The 21,099-nt window shown below is 41.3% G+C and carries 14 protein-coding genes and 1 pseudogene; 5 read left to right on the top strand and 10 right to left on the bottom strand.

The window, feature by feature from the left end:
• Positions 1–92 precede the first annotated feature (92 nt).
• Positions 93–2,255 (top strand): cytochrome-c peroxidase, encoded by a 2,163-nt coding sequence (locus ACR5KR_RS24755; RefSeq protein ID WP_448268370.1) that lies wholly within the window; start codon positions 93–95, stop codon positions 2,253–2,255.
• Positions 2,256–2,518: 263 nt separating this feature from the next.
• On the opposite strand, the gene ACR5KR_RS24750 is transcribed toward ACR5KR_RS24755, so the two are convergent.
• Complete coding sequence (locus ACR5KR_RS24750; protein ID WP_448268369.1) at positions 2,519–3,820, bottom strand: serine hydrolase; 1,302 nt, start codon at positions 3,818–3,820, stop codon at positions 2,519–2,521.
• A gap of 880 nt (positions 3,821–4,700) precedes the next feature.
• On the opposite strand from ACR5KR_RS24750, the gene ACR5KR_RS24745 reads away from it, so the two are divergent.
• A complete protein-coding gene (locus ACR5KR_RS24745; RefSeq protein ID WP_448268368.1) occupies positions 4,701–4,958 on the top strand; it encodes a hypothetical protein in 258 nt (85 codons plus the stop codon).
• Between the two features lie 422 nt (positions 4,959–5,380).
• Here the strand turns inward: ACR5KR_RS24745 and ACR5KR_RS24740 are convergent, their stop codons facing one another.
• Positions 5,381–6,559: a GNAT family N-acetyltransferase gene (locus ACR5KR_RS24740; protein WP_448268366.1), complete on the bottom strand. Its 1,179-nt coding sequence runs from the start codon at positions 6,557–6,559 to the stop codon at positions 5,381–5,383.
• Positions 6,560–6,979: 420 nt separating this feature from the next.
• Here ACR5KR_RS24740 and ACR5KR_RS24735 point away from each other — a divergent pair, with 420 nt between their 5' ends.
• Positions 6,980–7,300 (top strand): DMT family transporter, encoded by a 321-nt coding sequence (locus ACR5KR_RS24735; RefSeq protein WP_445630041.1) that lies wholly within the window; start codon positions 6,980–6,982, stop codon positions 7,298–7,300.
• A gap of 360 nt (positions 7,301–7,660) precedes the next feature.
• Here ACR5KR_RS24735 and ACR5KR_RS24730 read toward each other — a convergent pair whose 3' ends face one another.
• The 4 genes and pseudogenes from ACR5KR_RS24730 to egtC all read right to left on the bottom strand — a co-directional run bounded on the left by ACR5KR_RS24730 (position 7,661) and on the right by egtC (position 12,637).
• Positions 7,661–9,325, bottom strand: coding sequence for an FAD-dependent oxidoreductase (locus ACR5KR_RS24730; RefSeq protein ID WP_448268365.1), 1,665 nt, complete (start codon positions 9,323–9,325; stop codon positions 7,661–7,663).
• Between the two features lie 64 nt (positions 9,326–9,389).
• On the bottom strand, positions 9,390–9,599 hold the full coding sequence (locus ACR5KR_RS24725; protein ID WP_334720607.1) for a hypothetical protein: 210 nt from the start codon (positions 9,597–9,599) through the stop codon (positions 9,390–9,392).
• A gap of 707 nt (positions 9,600–10,306) precedes the next feature.
• Positions 10,307–11,647 (bottom strand): annotated as a pseudogene (locus ACR5KR_RS24720) (IS4 family transposase).
• A gap of 177 nt (positions 11,648–11,824) precedes the next feature.
• Positions 11,825–12,637: an ergothioneine biosynthesis protein EgtC gene (gene egtC / locus ACR5KR_RS24715; RefSeq protein ID WP_448268364.1), complete on the bottom strand. Its 813-nt coding sequence runs from the start codon at positions 12,635–12,637 to the stop codon at positions 11,825–11,827.
• 264 nt (positions 12,638–12,901) lie between these two features.
• On the opposite strand from egtC, the gene ACR5KR_RS24710 reads away from it, so the two are divergent.
• On the top strand, positions 12,902–13,504 hold the full coding sequence (locus ACR5KR_RS24710; RefSeq protein ID WP_448268363.1) for a hypothetical protein: 603 nt from the start codon (positions 12,902–12,904) through the stop codon (positions 13,502–13,504).
• 274 nt (positions 13,505–13,778) lie between these two features.
• Here ACR5KR_RS24710 and ACR5KR_RS24705 read toward each other — a convergent pair whose 3' ends face one another.
• Together ACR5KR_RS24705 and ACR5KR_RS24700 are read right to left on the bottom strand one after the other, a co-directional pair.
• Positions 13,779–15,110 carry a serpin family protein gene (locus ACR5KR_RS24705; RefSeq protein ID WP_448268362.1) on the bottom strand — a complete coding sequence of 444 codons (1,332 nt, stop codon included), beginning with the start codon at positions 15,108–15,110 and terminating at the stop codon, positions 13,779–13,781.
• A gap of 397 nt (positions 15,111–15,507) precedes the next feature.
• Positions 15,508–17,103, bottom strand: a complete 1,596-nt coding sequence (locus ACR5KR_RS24700; RefSeq protein ID WP_448268360.1) for a S8 family serine peptidase — start codon at positions 17,101–17,103, stop codon at positions 15,508–15,510.
• Positions 17,104–17,343: 240 nt separating this feature from the next.
• Here ACR5KR_RS24700 and rpe point away from each other — a divergent pair, with 240 nt between their 5' ends.
• Positions 17,344–18,051 (top strand): ribulose-phosphate 3-epimerase, encoded by a 708-nt coding sequence (rpe, locus tag ACR5KR_RS24695; RefSeq protein ID WP_094349276.1) that lies wholly within the window; start codon positions 17,344–17,346, stop codon positions 18,049–18,051.
• A 1,205-nt stretch (positions 18,052–19,256) separates the two neighbouring features.
• On the opposite strand, the gene ACR5KR_RS24690 is transcribed toward rpe, so the two are convergent.
• Together ACR5KR_RS24690 and ACR5KR_RS24685 are read right to left on the bottom strand one after the other, a co-directional pair.
• Entirely contained in the window at positions 19,257–19,604 is a 348-nt protein-coding gene (locus tag ACR5KR_RS24690) for a HetP family heterocyst commitment protein (RefSeq protein WP_448270323.1), read from the bottom strand.
• 1,309 nt (positions 19,605–20,913) lie between these two features.
• Positions 20,914–21,036, bottom strand: a complete 123-nt coding sequence (locus tag ACR5KR_RS24685) for a hypothetical protein (protein ID WP_448268358.1) — start codon at positions 21,034–21,036, stop codon at positions 20,914–20,916.
• Positions 21,037–21,099: the final 63 nt, after the last annotated feature.

The raw sequence follows: 21,099 nt of genomic DNA, 5'->3' as shown, positions 1-21,099 counted from the left end.
TTCGTAATTTGCGTGTTCATTTTACATGAATATTAAATTTCAAACTTCCTCAAAAATGTATACTTTATCTTGGTGTTACTTTAGAAAAAACTATGGGGATTATACCCATAATCAGCTTAGTAATCTTCACCACCGCTTTATCAAGTTACTTATTGCTGACCTCAAGAGGTCGATTTTTGCTCAAATCTTTGGTGACAAAAATAAAGCGGCAAGAGTGGAAATTCAGATATGGCAAAGCTAATTACTTAAGATCGAGATTTTTAAGGACTGTAACAATTGCTGCCATTATTCTCGTAGCAGTAGTAGCCGGAAATACTGTATCAGCAGTTACAGGCCCGTCTCCAGTTTCTCTCAAGAGTGTATCGGTTCCAGAACCTGACAATCTTGGAGACTTCGTAAAAGACAAAACGGCTGCAATCAAATTAGGAAAGACTCTTTTTTGGGATATGCAGGTTGGGAGTGATGGAAAGACCTCCTGTGCTAGTTGTCACTTCCATGCTGGAGCTGACAATAGATCCAAAAATCAGATTGCTCCTGGGCTTTTGCGGGTCAACGCCGATGGTACAGAGAATCCAGATTCAGTTTTTAATGTCGGCGGACTACCAAACTATCAGCTTAAACCAGGAGATTTTCCCTTCCACAAGCTGTCAAACCCAAACGATCCTAAAACTGTTGTATCTGACCGTAACGATGTCAGTTCTTCTCAGGGGATCTTCAATACGAAGTTTGTGGATGTCACACCTGGGAATGCAGAAGACAAAGTTACCACTGAGCCAGATCCGGTGTTTAACGTAAAAGGTATCAATGTGCGGCGCGTCGAGCCGCGTAACACGCCAAGCGTGATTAATGCCGCATTCAACTTTCGCAACTTTTGGGATGGAAGGGCACAAGATATCTTTAATGGGGTGAACCCCTTCGGTTTAAGAGATCCTAACGCCGCTGTCGTCAAGGCTATAAACCCAATTAGGGCAGAATTTGTGAAAGTCAGCCTCAATAACTCGTCTTTGGCATCTCAAGCTGTCGGGCCGCCACTCAGTTCTTTTGAGTCATCCGCAGATGGTCGCACTTTTCAAGAAATTGGTGATAAGTTCGGGAGTGATAAGTTGGGGCTAATTGACAGAATATCTTTCACCGCTGGTAAGGGTAAAAAGCTCCCCCGAAAACTTGCGAAAAAGTTATTACCTCTTAGACCGCTAGCTAAACAGATTGTGCATCCACAAGACAGCGTTTTAGGTAAAGATAGTAGATCGCCTAAGCCTGGACTTAAAGATAAAACATACGAGCAGATGATTCAAGATGCCTTCAAGCCGGAGTGGTGGAATTCTACTCGCCTCATCCAAGTTGACTCTGACGGTAAACGGACTATTGTCAAGAGGCCCGATCGCTCTTTGACGACTAATGAGTATACATTGCTAGAGTACAACTTCTCGCTATTCTTTGGGCTGGCAATTCAGTTGTACGAGTCTACGCTCATTTCCTATGATACGCCCTACGATCGCTACTTGGAAGGAAACACCAGCGCCCTAACCGCGCAGCAGCAACGAGGGAAAGGACTGTTTGAGGGCAAAGCTTTGTGTATTGCTTGCCACAGTGGAGTAGAATTAACAGCTGCTTCAGTCAGCAACGTGGCTAAAGAAGGACGAATCAAACGTGCGCCGTTCGCGCCAAACTCCCCAGAAGACACTGGTTTCTTCAATATCGGTGTCAGACCAGCCACAGACGACCCCGGTTTGGGTGGTTATGACGGTTTACAGAGTAAAGGTCAACGTAATCCGCTTTCAGAGGCACGATTGGCTCAGTTGGGTAAATTTAAGGATCTCCTTGGCGAAAACCCCCCAGCCCTTAATCCACCGTTGAATTCCACTGAGCCTGTGTTTGCAAATGGAGCTTTCAAAGCACCTGGACTTCGCAATGTGGAACTAACTGCTCCCTACTTCCACAATGGAGGTCAGGCGACTCTAGAGCAAGTGATTGATTTTTACAATCGTGGTGGTGATTATGGAGTACTTCCACCGCTAAATCTGTCATCAGTAGAAAAACAAGAATTAGTCGCCTTTTTAAAAGCGCTGACTGATGACCGAGTTCGGTTTGATAAAGCGCCCTTTGACCATCCACAATTGTTTATCCCTAATGGACATGTGGGTAACACTAATTACGTTGTCAATGACGGCACTGGTAAAGCTACAGATGACACAGTGGAAATTCCTGCTGTTGGTAGGAGTGGTAATGGTGGTACACCAAATTTCCTAAGTTAATCTCATTTCACGACGAAATACCTGAATACAGATAAATATCTAGGGACGTACAGATGCACGTCCCTATTTTTACGATTTAGTGCAATTGCGAAGTTCGTAGTGAGGGCTTTAGCCTTCAAACCAAGGACTAAAGTCTTTACTACAAACTTATTCACCCTACTCAATACTCAGCACTCAGCACTCAGCACTCAGCACTCAATACTCAGCACTCAGCACTCAGCACTCTTCATTGATGTGGTGGACTAGTAATTACGATCGCTTGACTAACGAGTGGGCTCGCCAAGTATTGGTTGTATATTGCTAACTTTGGTATTGTCTAGGTAATTATAGACTCTTCTGGAAACTTCACGGACAAAATCGCCGGCTCTTGAATCGTAGTTTGGTCTTTGCACCAAAACACCTGCTAAATAGCTTTTGCCGTTGGGCATTTGAATAATACCCGCATCACCAATGATAAATCTCAATGTACCAGTTTTGTGGGCAATGGTAGCTCCTTGGCCGATACCGGCTGGTAGTAAACTATTGGTTTTCACATGGCGCATAATGCCTAAAACTCGATCGCGGCTAGTTGGGGATAACAAACGATTATTAGAAACTAACGCCGCCAATCTGACCAAATCTTTGGAACTAGTTGTATTTGTGCCACCGATGTCTGGAAGTAGATTCCGAAGTGCTGTATTTTGCAATCCCCAGCTACGAAAACGTTGACTAACTTTTGCGGTACCACCCAAGCGATCGAGAATTAAATTGGTGGCGGTATTATCGCTGATTGTCATCATCAAGGTAGCAGTTTCCAGGACACTAAATTTAGTGCCAATGGGTTTGTATTGCATAATTCCAGATTCACCCACCTTTAAATCGCGCCGCATCACTAATTTATCGGTAAGTTTAATTCTACCTGCATCTATTTCTTGGAAAAGAGCCACTAATAAGGGGAATTTGATTGTACTGGCAGCAGCAAATCTTTTTTCGCCATTAATATCTATATAGTTTCCTGTATCTAAATCCAAGAAAAATATTCCCGGATTTAAGGTTTTATAACTTGCTAACAAACTGCGAATCTGAGAAGTAATACCAACCATTTCTTGACCAAGATTCACAACTCCAGCAAATGTCGATGCATCTGTGGATTTGATGGCAATATCTTCTCGATTTTCCCCAACAATGGGATTACTTTGGCGGTTAAATGAATTGAATTTGAAAATCCAATGAGAAAGGGAATCTCCTTTAACTGATATATTTTGGGAAGTCACATCATAACCCGGAGCTAACTCGACGACAAAACGAGTAGTTTGAGAGTCTGGTTTGCCGAGGCGAATTTCTTTCACCGCCTTACCAAAACTTCGTTTGACAGTATCGGAATTAAAATTAGTTCCGGGTAAGTCAATCACTAATCGATTCGGATTATCTAATAAAAAGGCTTTTGGTTCTATTCCCGAAGTGGTAGTTAAGTCTAATTGATTTTGGCTAGAATCATAGTACCAAGACTGTAATTGTGAAGCTTTAGCTTGTCCTGCAACTAAAACCAAACTGCTTAAACCAATCGCCAGTAGATGTGATTTCATGTTGTGAATGTGGGTGTGCAAGTTAGGAGAAACTAATCAGGTTTACTTAGATTGTTTTCTGATGACTGTGCTGAACTTCCGGAGAAAAAGTCAGAAATCCCGTTGAGTTATTTTTACCAGATGATATTGGGGATTAGATAAGCACGATAAATCATCATTACTTATTCAAAGTAAATCGCTGATAGTTTTATTTGTGGTGTGAGTTGATAACAACAGAAATTGTTAATCTAGCGGAAGGACGAGCAAAGGATTAATTATGTTTCCAACTTATGTTTTGTAGAGAGAGAAAGTAAAATTTATTCACTAAAACCCTAATACATATAGATTTCGCGTAGACGCACGCATTGCCTATTAGTGTCAACTTAACGTAAAACTCTTGTCAAGACATGATATAGAGTTCATTCACTTACGGTTATTTACTGCGTCACCCCACCCTAACCCTCCCCTTATAAACTATGCGTTACCCACATCTTTCTTTACAATCTTAAAACCCATGTTTTCTAAGCATCTTAGAGACTGAGGGGTTAGGCATACTTGACAAATTAGCTCTTAGTCTTATCGCTAAAACTGTGTTTTTATTGAGAATTAACGACGAACTAATCAGGGTTACAAAAACCAGAGCGATCGCTCTCGCAAATGTTAAGAAAGATCCGGGTAATGGATAGCCCTTATAAAGGGGAGCCACTGCGTTGGACGGGTTTCCCGGCTTGTACCGCTAAAGCGGAACCCGCAGGGTAGCAAGGTGAGGGAACTAGATTTCTTTTTTCCCCCCCAATAAACGGGGGGATTAAGGGGGGTAATTCGACTTGTGTACACCGTAGCCTTTATAAGGAAAGGGAATTAGAAGTTCTAGTTTTCCCTTTCTGATGTTATTTTGGCGATGCCTGGGTTGGGGTACGCCAACGCATTTGTTGATTTGGCGAACGCATTTGTTATTTCGGCGAACGCATTTGTTGATTTGGCGAACTCATTTGTTGATTTGGCGAACTCATTTGTTGATTTGGCGAACTCATTTGTTGATTTGGCGAACGCATTTGTTATTTCAGCGAACTCATTTGCTATTTCGGCGAACGCATTTGTTATTTTGGCGAACTCATTTGCTATTTCGGCGTGTCCAGAACGCACTCTACTGGCGTGACAAGGCTAAAATAGTGCATTAGCTTGACTCTTGTGGGATGGGCGTCTCGCCATTGGTGTCAAGTTAAGCTCAAACTCCTTTTCAAACCTCGTTTCCAGCCTCTGGCTGGAAATGCAACTCAAAAGCGGCTCTGCCGCAAGTCTTGAGGCAGAGCCTCAACGACGAACATCCCCAGTCGGAGACTGGGAACGAGACAACCGAGAACAGGCAAACTGGGGAATAGAATAACATTTATACGCAATAATCTTGGTGAGCTAAAAGTTCCTTCTTGGGAGATTGACATAACTATCTTCACCTTCTCCCACGCCTCACTTCGACAGACATCCCTCTGGCTGGTTTTGACTACGCAAAACTATCCCTCTCCGACTCTCAAGAAGAGCAGACTTGAACTAACACAGAGAAAGATTCGTTGACAGATGATCTTAAAAGAAATCAGCTACCCAAGGAGAACTACCTGCAAAGATTTGCGTAGCTGCTGAAATAGCGGTTTCTGTCCCATGCAGTTTTCCGGCTATTTGCAAATGGTAGGGAGCGAACAAACTTGTATATAGTGGTGCTAGTTCCCGAATATCTAACTGCAATTCACCCTTTCCACCTTTGGTAACTTCACCGCGTCCATTGGCAACAGAAAGAATAAATTTACCATTGTTTGCATCTAGCAAATTATCTTTAATATCTAAATGCAATTCAGTTTCAATTCCCGAAGGATAACCCCGCATGGACAGCGCCTTGACTACATCTACTATTCGGAGCATCCAACGCATCGTATTCTTAAGCTTGGCAGTTTGCTCTGGTAGCAGCAATGTCAAGGAATCAATTGCAGAACTCCTCCATCGCACGCGTTCAATTTGGGAGCGATGACTGGCAAGAAAAGACCAGAATGTTTGTGCAGCCGCAGTTGTGAGAATTACCCAATCTTTGATTCGCAGAATTGCGCCATCTTCTTTTGGATGTTGACTAAAAAGGATGTAACCTTCGGGTTTCTCTTTGGTACCGATAAAATACGCGTAAAATGTTTCCTTCTCATCTGGTTGAATTAAGCGTTCCCAGATTGCTCGATGTCGGTCTAAATATCCATGCGTTAGTTTCGCCTGCTGCTGATATAGTTCGTGAAAGACTTGATGATTAATTGGCACTATTGGTTGTAAAGGTAGAGGTTGCTCCCGCAGTTGGATACTTTTAGTTGCAATTTCCCAATTACACCAGCTACCCCCCTGCTCATACCCGACTTTTCGATACAAGCCTTGAACTGCTGGATAAAGAGCAGAGAGCGGTATACCTCTAGCATAAAGTTCCTTGAGCGTCTGCTGCATGAGAGCGATCGCAGCTCCCGAACCGCGATACTCTGGAGCAATACCCACAACGGCAATTCCTGTCATTGGTACGCGCACACCACCCCACCACTGACCCATATCCAGAGTTGCCAATCCACCAACTAATTGCCCAAATCCCCGAATAATACGGAAATTTTCTACACCAATGAGATTGATATAAGCTTCTTCACCACCAACTCCGCTGATGAAACACTGCTCAAGGATATATATCAGCTGCTGAATATCCTGTGGATCGGCAAGAGTGCTGTATTCAAATTGAGCCGTCATTTCTTCTACCATTAGTAGGACAAAAACACAATCACACTACAGCAGATGTTGCTCGAATGCTTGAGCAATTTATCGCCATAAAGCCCCGGAATCAGCCTCAATTATACTACTGCACGTTTGGTTTTAAATGTTGGACTACTTGTCAATATGCTGGATTCAGGGTTATTGGTCTAGATAATTAGTCTTTCAAAACGCGAACAATCGCGTCTCTATATAAGGGTTTTGTGGCTCTATCTGAACTGTATTTACTTAAATCGTTTCTTTGTGAAGCTGCATATATTTGCCTTCGCAACACTCTTCCTCCAAAGCATCTTCATTGAGAATTGATATTACACTTGTAAAAATTTTTAATGAGTTACTTCAGGAGTGTTTATTCTATTTTTAGGGCGAGTTGCTCTTAACTAACCACTTACAAAAAATATGTCAACAAGTTGGATTTACCTTATATTAGCAATCCTCTTTGAGGTTTCAGGCACAACTTGCATGAAATTATCACAGGGATTTACTAAAATAGTTCCTTCAGTATTAATATTTGTCTTCTATGGACTTTGTTTTACTTTTTTGACCTTTGCTCTCAAGAAACTTGAAGTAAGTATCGCCTATTCTGTCTGGGCTGGATTAGGAACTATTCTAGTAGCTCTTATTGGGATTATTTGGTTTCGGGAATCTGCCACATTCATCAAACTTGTGTCGATCGCCTTAATCATCATCGGGGTAATTGGGATCAACGCAAGTCAATGAAGGGAGCAGGGGGCAGGGGGCAGGGGAGCAGGGGAGCAGGGGGGCAGGGGGCAGGGGAGCAGGGGAGCAGAGGAGAGGGTTTGCAGATTAGACTTCTTGGCATTTGTCGGGAAAAGGGTAAAGGGTAAGGGTGAAAGGTTTGTTATTTTCCTTTTCCCTTTTCCCACAAGAGTACAAAAAGAACTTTTGCAAGAGACTCTATGAGTGGAACTCACAAGGAACAATAAAAATATCTCTTCCCCAGTCCCCAGTCCCCAGTCCCCAGTCCCCAGTCCCCAGTCCCCAGTGCCCAGTCCCCAGTCCCCAGTCCCTATTTTTAAGGCAGGTCTATTTTATACAGCTTAGTATTGGCTGCTTTAGCTAAACATTACTTAGGTAGCGGTGAACGAATTGAATGGCGATCGAACCTTCTCCGACACCGGATGCCACCCGTTTAATTGAGCCATAGCGGACATCTCCGGCTGCGAAGATTCCGGGAATGTTGGTTTCTAATAAGAAAGGAGAGCGTTCTAAAGACCAACCACGAGGAGATTTGCCATTATGCGCTAAGTCCGGCCCCGTGATGATAAACCCCTGAGCATCGCGTTGAATAACGCCATCGAGCCAATCGGTTTTGGGGCTAGCACCGATAAAGATAAACAGCGATCGCGCCGACACGGTTTCGATTTGTCCAGTGTTAGCATGGGCGATCGCAATTGCTTCTAAATGTTCCTCTCCCTTCACTTCCACGACGGTGCAACCCGTGCAAACTTTGATATTTTCAGTTGCAGCAATTTGGTCAATCAAATATTGAGACATACTTGATGCTAGTGATTGACCCCGTACTAACATAATCACTTTGCTGGCATACTTAGAAAAATGCATTGCTGCCTGTCCGGCAGAGTTTGCCCCGCCTACCAAGTAAACCTCTTCGTTGGTGCAGGCGATCGCCTCAGTCATGGCAGCACCGTAATAAATTCCTGCTCCTGTGAGCTTCTCGGCTCCTGGAACCTTTAGCAAACGGTAGGAAACGCCTGTTGCAACTAAAAGTGCATGGCAACTAATCTCGTTACCATCTGCTAATTGCAGAATCCGATAAGGATCTTCTAGTCGAACGCTAGTTACTACTTGAGGAGTGAGAATTTCTACTCCAAATCGCCGCGCCTGGGTGACTCCCCGCCTTGCCAAATCACTACCACTCAAACCAACAGGAAACCCCAAATAGTTCTCAATCCGCGAACTCGTACCTGCTTGTCCTCCTGGCGCTTCCCGCTCAATTAAGACAGTACTCAATCCTTCAGAAGCGCCATAGACGGCAGCTGCTAATCCGGCGGGGCCAGCACCCACGATCGCTAAGTCATAAAAGGGACGCTCTGCCTGAGTTTGCAGTCCAATTTTGGCGGCAATCTCTAAATTAGATGGTTGAATTAATCGGGAACCATCGGGAAACATCACTAAGGGTAATTGTTGTCTACAATCAGCTTGGGCGAATTCCACCAATTTTTCTGCATCCGGCTCCAGTTCAATATCTAACCACTTAAATGGAATCTGGTTACGTGCTAGGAAGTCTTTCACCTGATGTGAAAAAGGCGACCAGCGATTACCAATGACTCGAATGCCTTCAAAGGGTGGGCGAAATCCTGCTAGCCAGTCATCTAGCAAATCATCTAAAACCGGGTATAGTCTCTCTTCTGGTGGATTCCAAGGCTTGAGTAAGTAATAATCAAGTCTGGCACTATTAATCGATTTAATCGCAGCATCCGTATCTGCATAGGCCGTCAACAAGGCACGTTTCGCATCGGGAAAGATGCTTTTTGCTTGTTCCAGAAACTCCACGCCTCCCATTTGGGGCATACGTTGATCCACTAGAAATAAAGCAACTGATTCATTGCGCAATTTTAGTTGCTGCACCACATCCAGAGCCGCGATCCCGGAATCTGCCCGGACAATGCGGAAGCGATCGCCATACTGATGACGTAAGTCTCGTGACACCGCTTGCAATACTTCTGGATCGTCATCGACGGTTAAAATTGCTGGTTTCGCCATAACTACTGTTACTTAACAATTGCAGTGTCTAGCCGTTATCTTCAAAAATCTGCTGTCAAAATATCTACTGTTTAACCAGTTGCTTTAAACGAAAGTATGCCTCTTCTGGTGTCAGCGGTTCCGATTGACTTTCATTGGGTATATAAAATACCCAGGTATCGGGAAAGTAATGCACCACAAAGCTAGGAATCAAACCTAAGCTTACTGCTTGCTTGCCGAGTTTTTCAGTTTGTTCCTCTAAACTCAGTTGGTCATGAAATGAGTGTTCAGCCATACTTTTACATCTCCCTGTACTTTATTTGACCCTGGAAGAAGGTTCAAAACCAGCATTGCACGAATTTAGCTAAAGGTGATTTACACCATGTTTTAGAATGAGCTTGAGAATATTTTGGTAGTAAACCTAAATAATTTCAAATATGCTTTCGTAGAGAATCATAAAACTATTTGGGTCATTCAGGGTAACTGAAATTGGATTGAATCAGGCAACAGGGCATTTTTGGCGTTGAGGTCTGAGGAAATCATCTGTTTCCCTCTATACTCGTAATCGGCACTACAAGTAAGTATGCGATCGCTCCTGCTTGGCTGTGTACAGTGATGGACAGAGTACAAGGGAGCCATAAAATGAATGATGATTGCGTCACCGATGACTCGCTAATACCAATTTAAAAAAAGAATGCGACAAATAGACCACTTGTAGAGACGCGATTCATCGCGTCTTTAGCCAAAAATGTGTTGCAATCATTAATTGAATTGGTATAACGCATCTCTACAAGACGCACTCGCGTTCGCTATCGGTGACACTAGCTAGCTCCCAGAGGAGTTGAAAGACGGATAATTTATGTTGTCTCTCTCATTTGCTTCCAACTGTTGCCTTTTGGCACAAGCAATAACAATGCTTGTCTACCATCACACCAACTTTAGGGACTTCCAAAGAAAAAAACATTCAATTTTTATTGTGGGGTGGGCGTCTTGCCATTGGTGTCAAGTTAAGGCATCAGCCCAAGTGTAAAGCGAGGTTGCGGCATTGCGTCGGTGTCGCTGACGCACTGCTTTTACCAAGCCCATAGAGCGGTGATGCTCAACTAACCAAGGAATAAGTTGAAGTTGTGAGTTTTGCAAGAGTGCGCGATGGAAAAAATATAAACTGCGGAAAACCATTTCCACGGAAATTCGCTCTATTGGTTGTTGCAGAGCGAGTGCGACATCAGCACACAAATCATTGAGAACAGCATAGAAAATCCATGTAGCATAAACTTGCATCTGTATACCATTATTGCCACCAACCCAGAGATAGGACAAACCCAACAATCTTTTTGTGAGTAAAAATGCATCTTCGATTTGCCAACGTCGGCGATACAACTCACAAACTGATTGTGGTGAAAGTTGTTGTGGGTCAAGGACATTGGTTAAGTAATGATACCAAGTCTTTCCCCAGAGTACAGATACTTGTCGCATCGGGTAGTGACAAGGATCGGTATGGTGAAGACCCATTTGAATGATTTCGTCTTTGTAATGAGAACCACTAGAAAGCACGCGCACAACTTGATAGCGCACTTTGGCTTTTTGTCTGGTTAAAACATATTTTCTGGCTTCAGTTAGGGTATCAAACCATTCAAATCCATAGAAGCCCATATCTGTTATCAGTAAACCGCCCACTGGTAAGCGTACTTGTAGTTCTTGCCACCACTTAGTTTCGTTACGTTTGGCATCGGCATCAAAAAACGCTGCCACTGGGCGATGGCTGAATGCTTCCACCACCATCAACATCTTCCCACCCAACACTGCGTTTGTTTTTTCTTGGAGTTGTCCTAAATGTTTTTTGACTGCTTCTAGAGTTGATGCATCCGCTATCCATACTGCACTGAACTCTTCAACCACCGATGACCACCGGGGGTCAACTTCTGTAGGATTTTTTTTGACTGCTAGACGCTCTATTACTTGCTCAAACAGTCCAACAAACAGCTTCGCTGGCAAGCTTTCAAGCCGTTGAGATAGCGCTTGCCGACTCACAGACATTGCTTCTACCCACAATAATCCTTCAACTTCTAGGCAGCACAGCACATCTGTTAAATAATTTATTTGTCGATACACTAAACTCAGCACTATTGCTGCCATCACTGGTAGCGTTAGTACCCGCGATGCCTACGGCGGGCTGCGCCTACGCAAATTCCGCTGTTTGTCTTTTACATCTTTGAGATTGGCAAATGTCCCTGGAGTTACCAGTTCAATCAATCGTGATTCTATCTCCTGAGTTGTTGGGGCTGGGCAACTTACCCGATGTCGAAAATCTGGATTCCCTTGTTTTTTACGTGGCTTACTCATGGCTCAATCAACACCCTTGTGTTGAGTTTAGCCATTAAGTTTTACCCACTTGACAAGTCTCCTTTTTTCTTAACTTGACACCAATGACAAGATGTCCACCCCACAAGATTGAATAATTTATTTCTTGGTAATCCCTTAGAGGGAAAAGCTCAATTTCCACAAAATCGCAATCCTTTTTTAAACCCCAATGGGAACAAATCTCTCCAATATGCTAATTGTTGGCTGTAATGATTGGGCTTCAACAAATAGCGCACTTTGCTCATCAAAAGCAGTCCAATTTTGGTGATTGGATAAAGGCTCAGAAGCAACAATAACTTGGTTTGGCTGCTTGAGTTCATCATAAGACCAATAAAGAGTAGGTGCTTGTGTGCGATAAGCATAGCGAATTGCTGCAACTGCTTGACCATCACTGACAATTACATTGGCACTAAAGCTGGTGTCGTGTTCTGATGCCAACTTAGTCAATTTTTGAACTGTGGCATTTAATGCTGACAACAGAGTGCTGTTTGGAGACGACTGCCACATTTCCACTAGTAGGGCGAAGATGTGTTCAGAGTCAGTCGTACCTTTAATCAGGCGGTAAGTGGAATCAGAAAGGCTCTTACGTATTGGTCTACAAAGAGTTTGTTGAAAGTTTGATATCTCGCCATTATGTACAAACAAAAGTTTCCCACTACGAAATGGCTGACAATTGCTAATGTCGAGCGATTCACCTGTTCCAGCTAATCGGACATAGCCTAAAGTACAACTGGATTGTACATAGTTGCTCAACTCTTCCAGATTCGGCTCGTTCCACAGCGGGATAGTATTTCGGTAAATGAATGGTTTACCCACTTCATCGTACCAGCCTACACCTACTCCGTCTCCACAAACTACTCCTGATTTTAATTCCAAAGGACTGTAACTTTGTTTGTAGAGCGAATGCTCTTGTTTATACAGCAACTCATCTAAGAGGATGGCGTTACCAAGATAGCCAATTAATCTACACATAAAAAAACGATGTTGCTGAAAGAGTAAGAAAAATCAGTCACAAGCCCCGATAGAAATCGAACCTTTTAACTGGACAATTATTGCAAATCATTACTAATTTAACAATTATTGTTGATCTTGTGTATGTTTGATCTGTGACTTTAGTCATGGTTTTGTTGTCTTGCTAAAGATATAGAACAGAAGCTAAAGTAATATTTATTCCTTACCTTTGTTTGAGCTTGATTTGTGAATTATCCGTTCACATTCAAAGGATTTTAGAGAACTATGCCAATTAACAAACACATTAATCTTAATCAAGGATGTTTCCTTAATCCGGCAAATAAACAGATAGTTGTTAATTTAGCTAGTGAAGATATTTTAAATTTAATCACGCAAGAATTAAAAAATCGTTACTCTCCAGAAACTCAAAAAAACCTACTTGAGGAGAGTTCAAAATTATTACCTAATTTTGTATTTCAAGAATTATTACAACGCCAACAGCAGGTAGTAGATATTAACCCAGATAGTTTAATTGTGGTTAGCTGTCAGATAGCAGAGGCAGAAGTCGATGATTTGGGATTTGATTTAAATGTCGAAGTATATTTTGTAGTTGGAGATATAAAAGGTCAAAACCATTTTCGGGCTAATCAAATAGTCCTTTGGTCGAATATATGGGGTGATGAAGAACAGCCTTTTGATTTAGAAGATGAACTAGGCGAACAATTCTGGACAAGTTATCAAATTCAGTTGCTTTTTGATGAAAAAGAGCAGCAAACAATTGAACTGGAACTATCACAAATAGATGATTATGCCGCGAGGTTAGAATTTTTTCCATCACTAAAAATATTTTCACCATCCATAGTTCCCTTTACGGATAATGAATTCTAAAAATTATTATCCGCAGATACAGTGAATGTAAACCTCGTCTAACTTGAAAACCGTAGTTTTATAAGTTGGGTACAGCGATAGCGTAACCCAACATAAAATTTGGTGGTAATGTTGGGTTGCGTTTCACTCCACCCAACCTACAAAAATATATTTTTTAAAAAATTCTATATCTTAACATAGATCGGGTTTAAATTAATCATTTATATTCACTGAATATTTTATTTTTTGGAAGTTCTCTTTTAAAAAGATGAAGTCTTCAATCCCTCCTACATTCTCATTGTGGTTCGATAATTGAACCCATAAACAAAATGTTTCCCGTCTGATTATCCCTGATGGCACAGAAGAAGGGGCGATCGACAATCATTCGGAATGGTTCTGGTTCTTGTCTGGCAGATGTTGCTACTATTCCCACTGAAGTAGCCGCAGCCGCTTCAGTGCCTTCTTCGTTCACTTCAACAAAAGTTTTATGCTTAACTTGGCTAATGGCAAAATTTTTACCCATGCCAGAAAAATTGGCTTTGTTGCTGAAAGCCTCCCCCATACCTAAAGTTTTTAAAGCATCATTGAGTGTAATCTCGTAATCTGTTTTGAAGCGGGGTAGGCGAATAAACCCTTTTTGATTGTTGAACTGAGTCATCCATTTTTCCCAGTTCTCAACATTCAAGTCTTGATAAAATGCTTTGAGGTTGGAATTCTTTTTGGGTAAGAATATATAAAAACTTATCTTACCATCTTTCCCATAAGGTAAACTAACTGCCTGAGATTTTTCGCTTTCATAGTATTTATAATCACCCTCCTGTGACATCATTGGGTGTTGTTTTTGCCTGCCAGATGTGATGTAAAAAGGGTATGAAGCAGTTTCTTTCTTGTCAAATTGGTTACTCCAATTACCTTTAAAATATATGGCATTAATCAGAAATAATACCTGATTTGGTTCAATTTTTTCAACTATTTTAGTGATTTTACCGTTAGTATTTTCTTTGACCCAGTTATTGATAATGCTAGATGCGGCGGCATCTTGAAAGTTTAAATTGCTGATTTTAGCTTGATAGAAGTCCTGGGTTCTCTTGAGAAAGTCTGGTGCAAAGCTAACATTTTGATTTGCCCAAAGGGAGTTAGCAATTTTCAATTGCACTTTCGTATCCGAATTGTCTAAAAGCTGTTTTAATACCGCCGCATAAGAAGAGTTGATTTCTGGTAGATTCATCCCTTGTAATTCCAGGGTTTTTGCCATTGCTTGTTGAGTCGAGCCGCTAGCGCCGTTATAAGTCATTGCAAGAGCGATCGCAACACTCGAAGGTGAGATAAAAATATTCTTCTCACCTCGATCGTTTTTCAGAACTTCTGAAAATAGTTTGAAGCCAAACTTGTTGCTAGACTCAACAATTTTTGTATCAGTGTTGGCTGTTTTTTTTTGCAATGGAGTTTCTGGCTGAGGTAAACTAGATTGGGCAAGGGCACTTTTATTACTATCGACTTGAGAACACCCTAATACACTGAATAGAACAACGCTTGCAGCTGCCAAAGCATAACGTCTGCCTAGACTAACACCGTAACGTCTTTGCAGGAAATTTTCTTTTGCATCACTCAATTTATGGCGATTCATTCTGCTACCTCACTTGCCAAAGATTCCCGATTTGTGCTCAGAGTTGACGCAGATACTGTGTCAATGATTAACTATTGCATTTACTCCAATAGAAAAATGGGACTGTTACAGTTTTTGTAACAGCAAATTAGTAGCTCAGAGTAATTAAACACAACTTGTGGAGTTGCTAATTCCTTATTGAGACGGCTATACAGACGAGTTAGAAAAATTTTGATTTCTAAGAATTTTTATCTTTACGTATAAACGTATTGTAAGTTACGCAATCATAAAATAACCACTTCTGTGAGGTTTTTAGAGCTCGAATAACGTTTCTTAGAGGCAGAAAATCTCGTTCCCATGCTCTGTATAGGAACGAGAAAACGCTGTAATTTTACACAGATATTTGTGCTAACTTATTTCAATTAATCGGTACACTCCACCAAGCTAAACTGTAGGGTTGAGTCGCTTCATTGAACTTTTGACGAAACTGGACGCGGATTTTGTAATTGCCAGTAGCAGTAACGGGGCAGAAAATATGTTCTACACTATCAATTTGGCTGATTGAGGAGCAAACAGCGCCAGCTTCAGAATTTTGAGCATCAGCTTTTACTAAGTAGAGGTCGAGATTATTTAAGCCGCGATCGCGAAAATTTTCGCCTACATCATATTGCTGGTTTTTATTTTTATCGTTGAGTTCTACCAATCGATCCCAACTCAGGGTGACAGCAACAAAACTTCCCTGCTTTAACGGTTTTGCTAATATATAGTCAACAGATGCTCCAACATCAACTGTGCGATAATCCCAACCAATAGCCGGAACCGCAGCTGATGCTTGCCATTGACCAGCATTAAATTGCTGATAAGCGCGAAACGCGTTCAAATGACCTGCTCCCATTTGGGCATCCAAAGGAATTTTTGGATCTTTATAAGCATCAGAATCTAGCCAGTTTTGATTTTGTTTATCAATTAGCGTCCGAGTCATTCCCAACTTTAAGCCATCGCCGCTATCTAGAAGTTTATCTGCTGAATTCAGCAATATAGCTTTCATCACTTGATGCCGCCGAGAATCAATGCTCCAGTGGGGTTGTTTTGTTCGCATCTGTCGGTCTGCCAGTTCCTGCAACAGAGCAACGGTAGCTGTAACTTGAGGCGCCGCAAAACTTGTACCTGTAACCTTGTTCAATTTGCCATCTGGATTGAGCAAAGAAATATTATTACCAGGAGCAACTAAACTGATAGCGCGACGCCCATCAAGGTCAAATTCCTTTCCAGCTAGTCTTTGATTCACCCCTTGGTTAACACCCGCCAGATTAGCCACGTCTACTTTGTTAAAAACTCCCCCTCGGCGGGATGAAAAAGCCACATTTATTCCGTTAAAATTATCTGTAGGAATAGGAATGCCGCCTTTGCCCTGGTTGCCTGCGATCGCATACAAAACATCATGAACGCGACTAGACCAGTCAACACATAAAGTTAGTAAAGCATTGCCGTCTAAAGTAGCTTCCGGTCTAGGATCGCGGCTCAGAGGTTCCCCAAAGCTAAAGTTGATCGCACGGACATCGCCACCATTTTGGAGCGCTATGTGCTGTGCCGATAAGCACTCTTCTGGCTGACCCATGTTTTTAGTCGAACCCACTGCTGATGAATACAATCGCGCTCCCGGCGCAACTCCTGGCAAAGCTTTGTCTTGACTCACCATCACACCAGCGACATTGTAGGCGTGAGGGTCAACACCGCTATTAGACTTAGCTGGGCCATTGCGTAAGAAAACCGCTGCTAAAGATATGGCACGATTTTTAGACACCGCCTTATCCCACCCAAACATTCCCGGCCGACCAATTTCCACTTGACCAATAGCAATCTTGCGACCGATTAAATTATAAGGAGGTTTGTGTAGCTTTAGAGCATCAATGCCATTAGTTCCTAGTGCAGATTCTAAAGCTGAAGCAATTACCGGCGCACTCAGACAAGAAGCAGTTAATCCCCAAAATATCCAGGTTAGTTTTTTAGTCATTTGTTATTAGTCATTGGTCATTTGTCATTTGTCACTTGTACTGAGCGTAGTCGAAGTATTTGTCATTGGGTATGTGAAGAGACGACAAGATAAGAGGATCTAACTTTTGTCCCCTTGTCTCCTCTGCTCCCCTGCTCCTCTGCTTTCCCACTCCCCAAAAAACCGGGATCAAAATTATGAGTCTTGTTCAATGTTTTGTTACAATGCGTACAGAAGAGGACGCTTAAAAACCCACTAGCCATGACCCAAAACCTATCTCAAAAGCCCATTGTAATTTCTCCATCTATCCTATCAGCCGATTTTAGTCGCTTGGGTGACGAAATTCGTGCCGTAGATGCAGCTGGAGCGGATTGGATTCATGTTGATGTCATGGACGGTCGTTTTGTACCTAATATTACGATAGGCCCTCTGATTGTCGAGGCGATTCGTCCGATTACAACCAAGCCTCTGGATGTCCATTTGATGATTGTGGAGCCAGAAAAGTATGTAGAAGGATTTGCTAAGGCTGGTGCTGATATTATCTCCGTACACTGCGAGCATAACGCTTCCCCACATTTACACCGCACCTTGGGGCAAATTAAAGAGCTTGGTAAAAAAGCTGGTGTTGTACTTAATCCTGGTACTCCTCTAGAGCTAATTGAATATGTTCTAGATTTGTGCGATTTAGTACTAATTATGAGCGTCAACCCTGGTTTTGGTGGTCAAAGCTTTATCCCTGGTGTGTTACCCAAAATCCGCAAGCTACGCCAAATGTGTGATGAACGTGGTCTCGATCCCTGGATTGAAGTGGATGGGGGGCTGAAGGCAAATAATACCTGGCAAGTTTTGGAAGCGGGAGCCAATGCGATCGTCGCCGGTTCAGCTGTGTTTAATGCTAAAGATTATGCTGAGGCTATTACAGCAATTCGCAACAGCAAGAGTCCTACTCCAGAATTAGCTAAGGTTTAATTCTTTTTTGAATTAACCAATCATTAAATATGGAAGTGAAAAAGAATGTAGAGACATAGCGGTACTACGTCTCTACAAGACTTCTAGATTAATTTCACCAGATATCTATTATCCACAAAAAATAAGGTGGGCAATTTGCCTACCTTATTTCTTTTTATATACAGATAAAAAACTGGAAGCTATTTAAGTTTTGAACTTCCAGTAGTGTTATATAAATTGAAAGTTTATAAACCAAAGATAATCCCGGTTGGGAGGACTAGGATTACAATAGTCGAAAGAGAAGCGTATGAGCTACTAGTTCTACCAGCCAAGGACAACAATTTCACCGTAACTTTTCTATTTCCGTTCCTGAAATTGATGTTAAGCGTTTGCAATATTTAACTAAAGCAACACCAACCACAGGATAGAAAGTTTGATCGGCATTACTCGCACCGTCTGCAGTCAGTGAAAGCTGTGTAAAATTTGGCTTGGGGGAATCCACCTCCTCAAATTCTTTTTGCTCAAACTTCCTCAGAAAAAGAACCACCAGTAGCAACGTTGGATTATTGGTCTTGGTCTAGGAGTTATTTACTCCATCAAATTCTGATTACTTTTGTAATCAGTTTGATTGATTTCATAGTTAGAACTAATCGTTGATTTTATTTTTTAAATTAACTTGCTTGCCAAATCACCTCTATTTTGGTTGAAGTTGTATTTGTTATTAGTTTACCAATATCATTAGTATATATTTGCCATTTTGGCAGATTTTTGCCAAATTTATGAAATTAATGACTGCGATAGAAAACCTGCTATGCTATAAATTTTAAATTAGCATCGCAGGCTTTCAGATAATCAATCAACTTTAGAGCAGAATCTATTGATTCCAAATACTTTTTAATTGAATCCACAGGATTTCAAGGAAACGTCTTGAACATTTTCTGGTTTTAATGGCGATTTGCTTGATTGATGTTCGTTAATTTGCTGTGTCAATCTCTGGTCTAAACTCCCACTAAGGATTTATCAAAAAAGTTCGGTTTAAAACCTCGCCCTCGTAGGCGAAAAAATCCTTGTCTCACTCGGTAGGTGGAAACCCCACTCATATTGTGGGTGGCTGTATTTAATGCGTGAATTTTGTTAGCGCCGGCGGCAAGCAAGCGAGTCCGTGTACTCTTACAGGGAAGCAAGCTACGCGCAGCATTTCGTAGAAAGCGTCATTTTGAATTGATTCATGCTTTTTGTTTTCTAACTACTTCTAGATAAGCTAAGTCTTTAATTTTGCTTAAGCAGCTTGATGACGCATTATTCTCAGACTGAGAATCATGAGCGTGTTTCAGCATTTTTAGATTTTCAGTTTGCTGTTGTTTTGTCCTATCGGCTTGAGAATTTTCTTTGAGCAATCGATTGTAGGTGCGATATGGAATGTAATGGAGAGGATTATAACCACCAAATCGCAGCATTAAAACACATGCCCAAGAATACTTTCCAGCAAGAATTGCCTCAACTACTTTGTCAAATTGTTGAGCTTTTACTGTCTTATCTAAGTTACTACTAATACCAGCAATGTCTTGATTCATCATAGTTTTAGTTATCCTGGATGAAGTAAACTATTTTCTTTTTTTGCGATTGTTGGTGTTTCAATTGAGGCGTACAGACTGCACTAGCCTTTTTGAAAAGGTTGAATTGCTTGTGGCCAATTATTAGCACTACAGCGGTGTGAAATGTTTACAAGAGATAAAAATCCATAAGTAAATGATTTTTCTTGGTTCACACGCTTATATTTCTTACTACTGTTTAATTAGGCAATTTCCGGGAAGTTTGCATATTTTTTTAGACTAACAAAAAAAATATATTATCTTTGAGCGGTATTAGCACCATTCGTATTTATACTATTTTTTGTCGTTCATGTCATCTGCTAATTTAGTCTATTGGTAGGTTAAATTTACTGAATGTATTTAGATACTTACTTGTGGATTGTGCAGCTTTTAGTTTTGTCCCCTTTGGCTAATTCTTGAGGGGTGTTACCCCTCACCCGATATCATTTTAAAACCTTTATTATTATCGAGTAACTAAAAAATAGTACCATTAACTAGAATGTAAAACAACTAGATAAAAATATTAGTAAATCGGTGATAAAACCATTGCCAGCAATAGTATTGAGCCTATTTTTCAATAAGTTAACTTGGACAATAAGACTTATTAACCTTGTCTTTATTGGTTGGCAAAAGCTACAGCTTTAGCGTATCTAAATAAAATTGTTGTCAATCAATCGGAAATATTTCATAATGCTTGGATAAGAATCATAAAATAGCCCATACTTCAAAGATAAGTTTTGGCTAATAATATATATAGATAATTCTAATGCTCGTTAGCGGAGTTAATAAAAACATCCGCAGATGGATACCTTTATAAAAAATTAGTAGTCTAAGTTTGTACAATATTAGAGAATTTGAGAATAGAGATAAAGCTAATTAACAAAGAATATTATGAACTTGATTTAGCAGTGATTTCTCTAATGTCTAAATATCTATAAAAATCTGCTTTGATTCGGAGAAATTATTTGCATGGTGCGCGTTCGCAAAGCGTCCCGCAGAGAAGCGCAGCGCAAGCGCGATAGGGAGAGACCAGGGAACGGGGAACAGGGAAGAAAGAATAAAAGTATACTGAGTTTTTTTCAAAAATAAAATGCGAGTCTTGTAGCAGATTTAAAAAATTGAGATTACAAATGTAGTAACAATTGGGCTAAATGGCGTACAAGATCAAAAATCAATATGCGATCGCCTTTATCTCTCCAGACAACTACACAATGAATTACTTGACAACGAGCTATCCAAGGGTTATAGTATGAGTCCAGCTTACTTAAAACTAGTCCTTACTGATAACGCTTCACATCTTGCAAGTTTGGGCTGCTTCTAGTAAAGGCTGGTGAAATGCACCTGTAAGATTTACTGGCGTTAAGTTACGCAAGCTGTAGGGATTTAAGCGTATGCACCAGTGCTGGCTAATCATTGCCAAACACGAAGCGCTACAATCCGATCAACTTTGCTGTTGAGTAAAGTAATAGGCACGTTA

Source organism: Nostoc sp. DSM 114159, assembly GCF_053470285.1.
The sequence above is the reverse complement of the archived record's forward strand: the minus strand, read 5'-3'. Positions and strand labels throughout refer to the sequence as shown.

Excerpts from the sequence above, each read along its gene's own strand:
- ACR5KR_RS24755 (WP_448268370.1), top strand. The coding sequence starts at position 93 with ATGGGGATTATACCCATAATCAGCTTAGTAATCTTCACCACCGCTTTA.
- ACR5KR_RS24690 (WP_448270323.1), bottom strand. The coding sequence starts at position 19,604 with ATGAATCAAGACATTGCTGGTATTAGTAGTAACTTAGATAAGACAGTA.
- ACR5KR_RS24725 (WP_334720607.1), bottom strand. The coding sequence starts at position 9,599 with ATGGCTGAACACTCATTTCATGACCAACTGAGTTTAGAGGAACAAACT.
- egtC (WP_448268364.1), bottom strand. The coding sequence starts at position 12,637 with ATGTGTAGATTAATTGGCTATCTTGGTAACGCCATCCTCTTAGATGAG.
- ACR5KR_RS24700 (WP_448268360.1), bottom strand. The coding sequence starts at position 17,103 with ATGACTAAAAAACTAACCTGGATATTTTGGGGATTAACTGCTTCTTGT.
- ACR5KR_RS24685 (WP_448268358.1), bottom strand. The coding sequence starts at position 21,036 with ATGATTAGCCAGCACTGGTGCATACGCTTAAATCCCTACAGCTTGCGT.
- ACR5KR_RS24735 (WP_445630041.1), top strand. The coding sequence starts at position 6,980 with ATGTCAACAAGTTGGATTTACCTTATATTAGCAATCCTCTTTGAGGTT.
- ACR5KR_RS24745 (WP_448268368.1), top strand. The coding sequence starts at position 4,701 with ATGCCTGGGTTGGGGTACGCCAACGCATTTGTTGATTTGGCGAACGCA.
- ACR5KR_RS24730 (WP_448268365.1), bottom strand. The coding sequence starts at position 9,325 with ATGGCGAAACCAGCAATTTTAACCGTCGATGACGATCCAGAAGTATTG.
- ACR5KR_RS24705 (WP_448268362.1), bottom strand. The coding sequence starts at position 15,110 with ATGAATCGCCATAAATTGAGTGATGCAAAAGAAAATTTCCTGCAAAGA.
- rpe (WP_094349276.1), top strand. The coding sequence starts at position 17,344 with ATGACCCAAAACCTATCTCAAAAGCCCATTGTAATTTCTCCATCTATC.
- ACR5KR_RS24710 (WP_448268363.1), top strand. The coding sequence starts at position 12,902 with ATGCCAATTAACAAACACATTAATCTTAATCAAGGATGTTTCCTTAAT.
- ACR5KR_RS24750 (WP_448268369.1), bottom strand. The coding sequence starts at position 3,820 with ATGAAATCACATCTACTGGCGATTGGTTTAAGCAGTTTGGTTTTAGTT.
- ACR5KR_RS24740 (WP_448268366.1), bottom strand. The coding sequence starts at position 6,559 with ATGACGGCTCAATTTGAATACAGCACTCTTGCCGATCCACAGGATATT.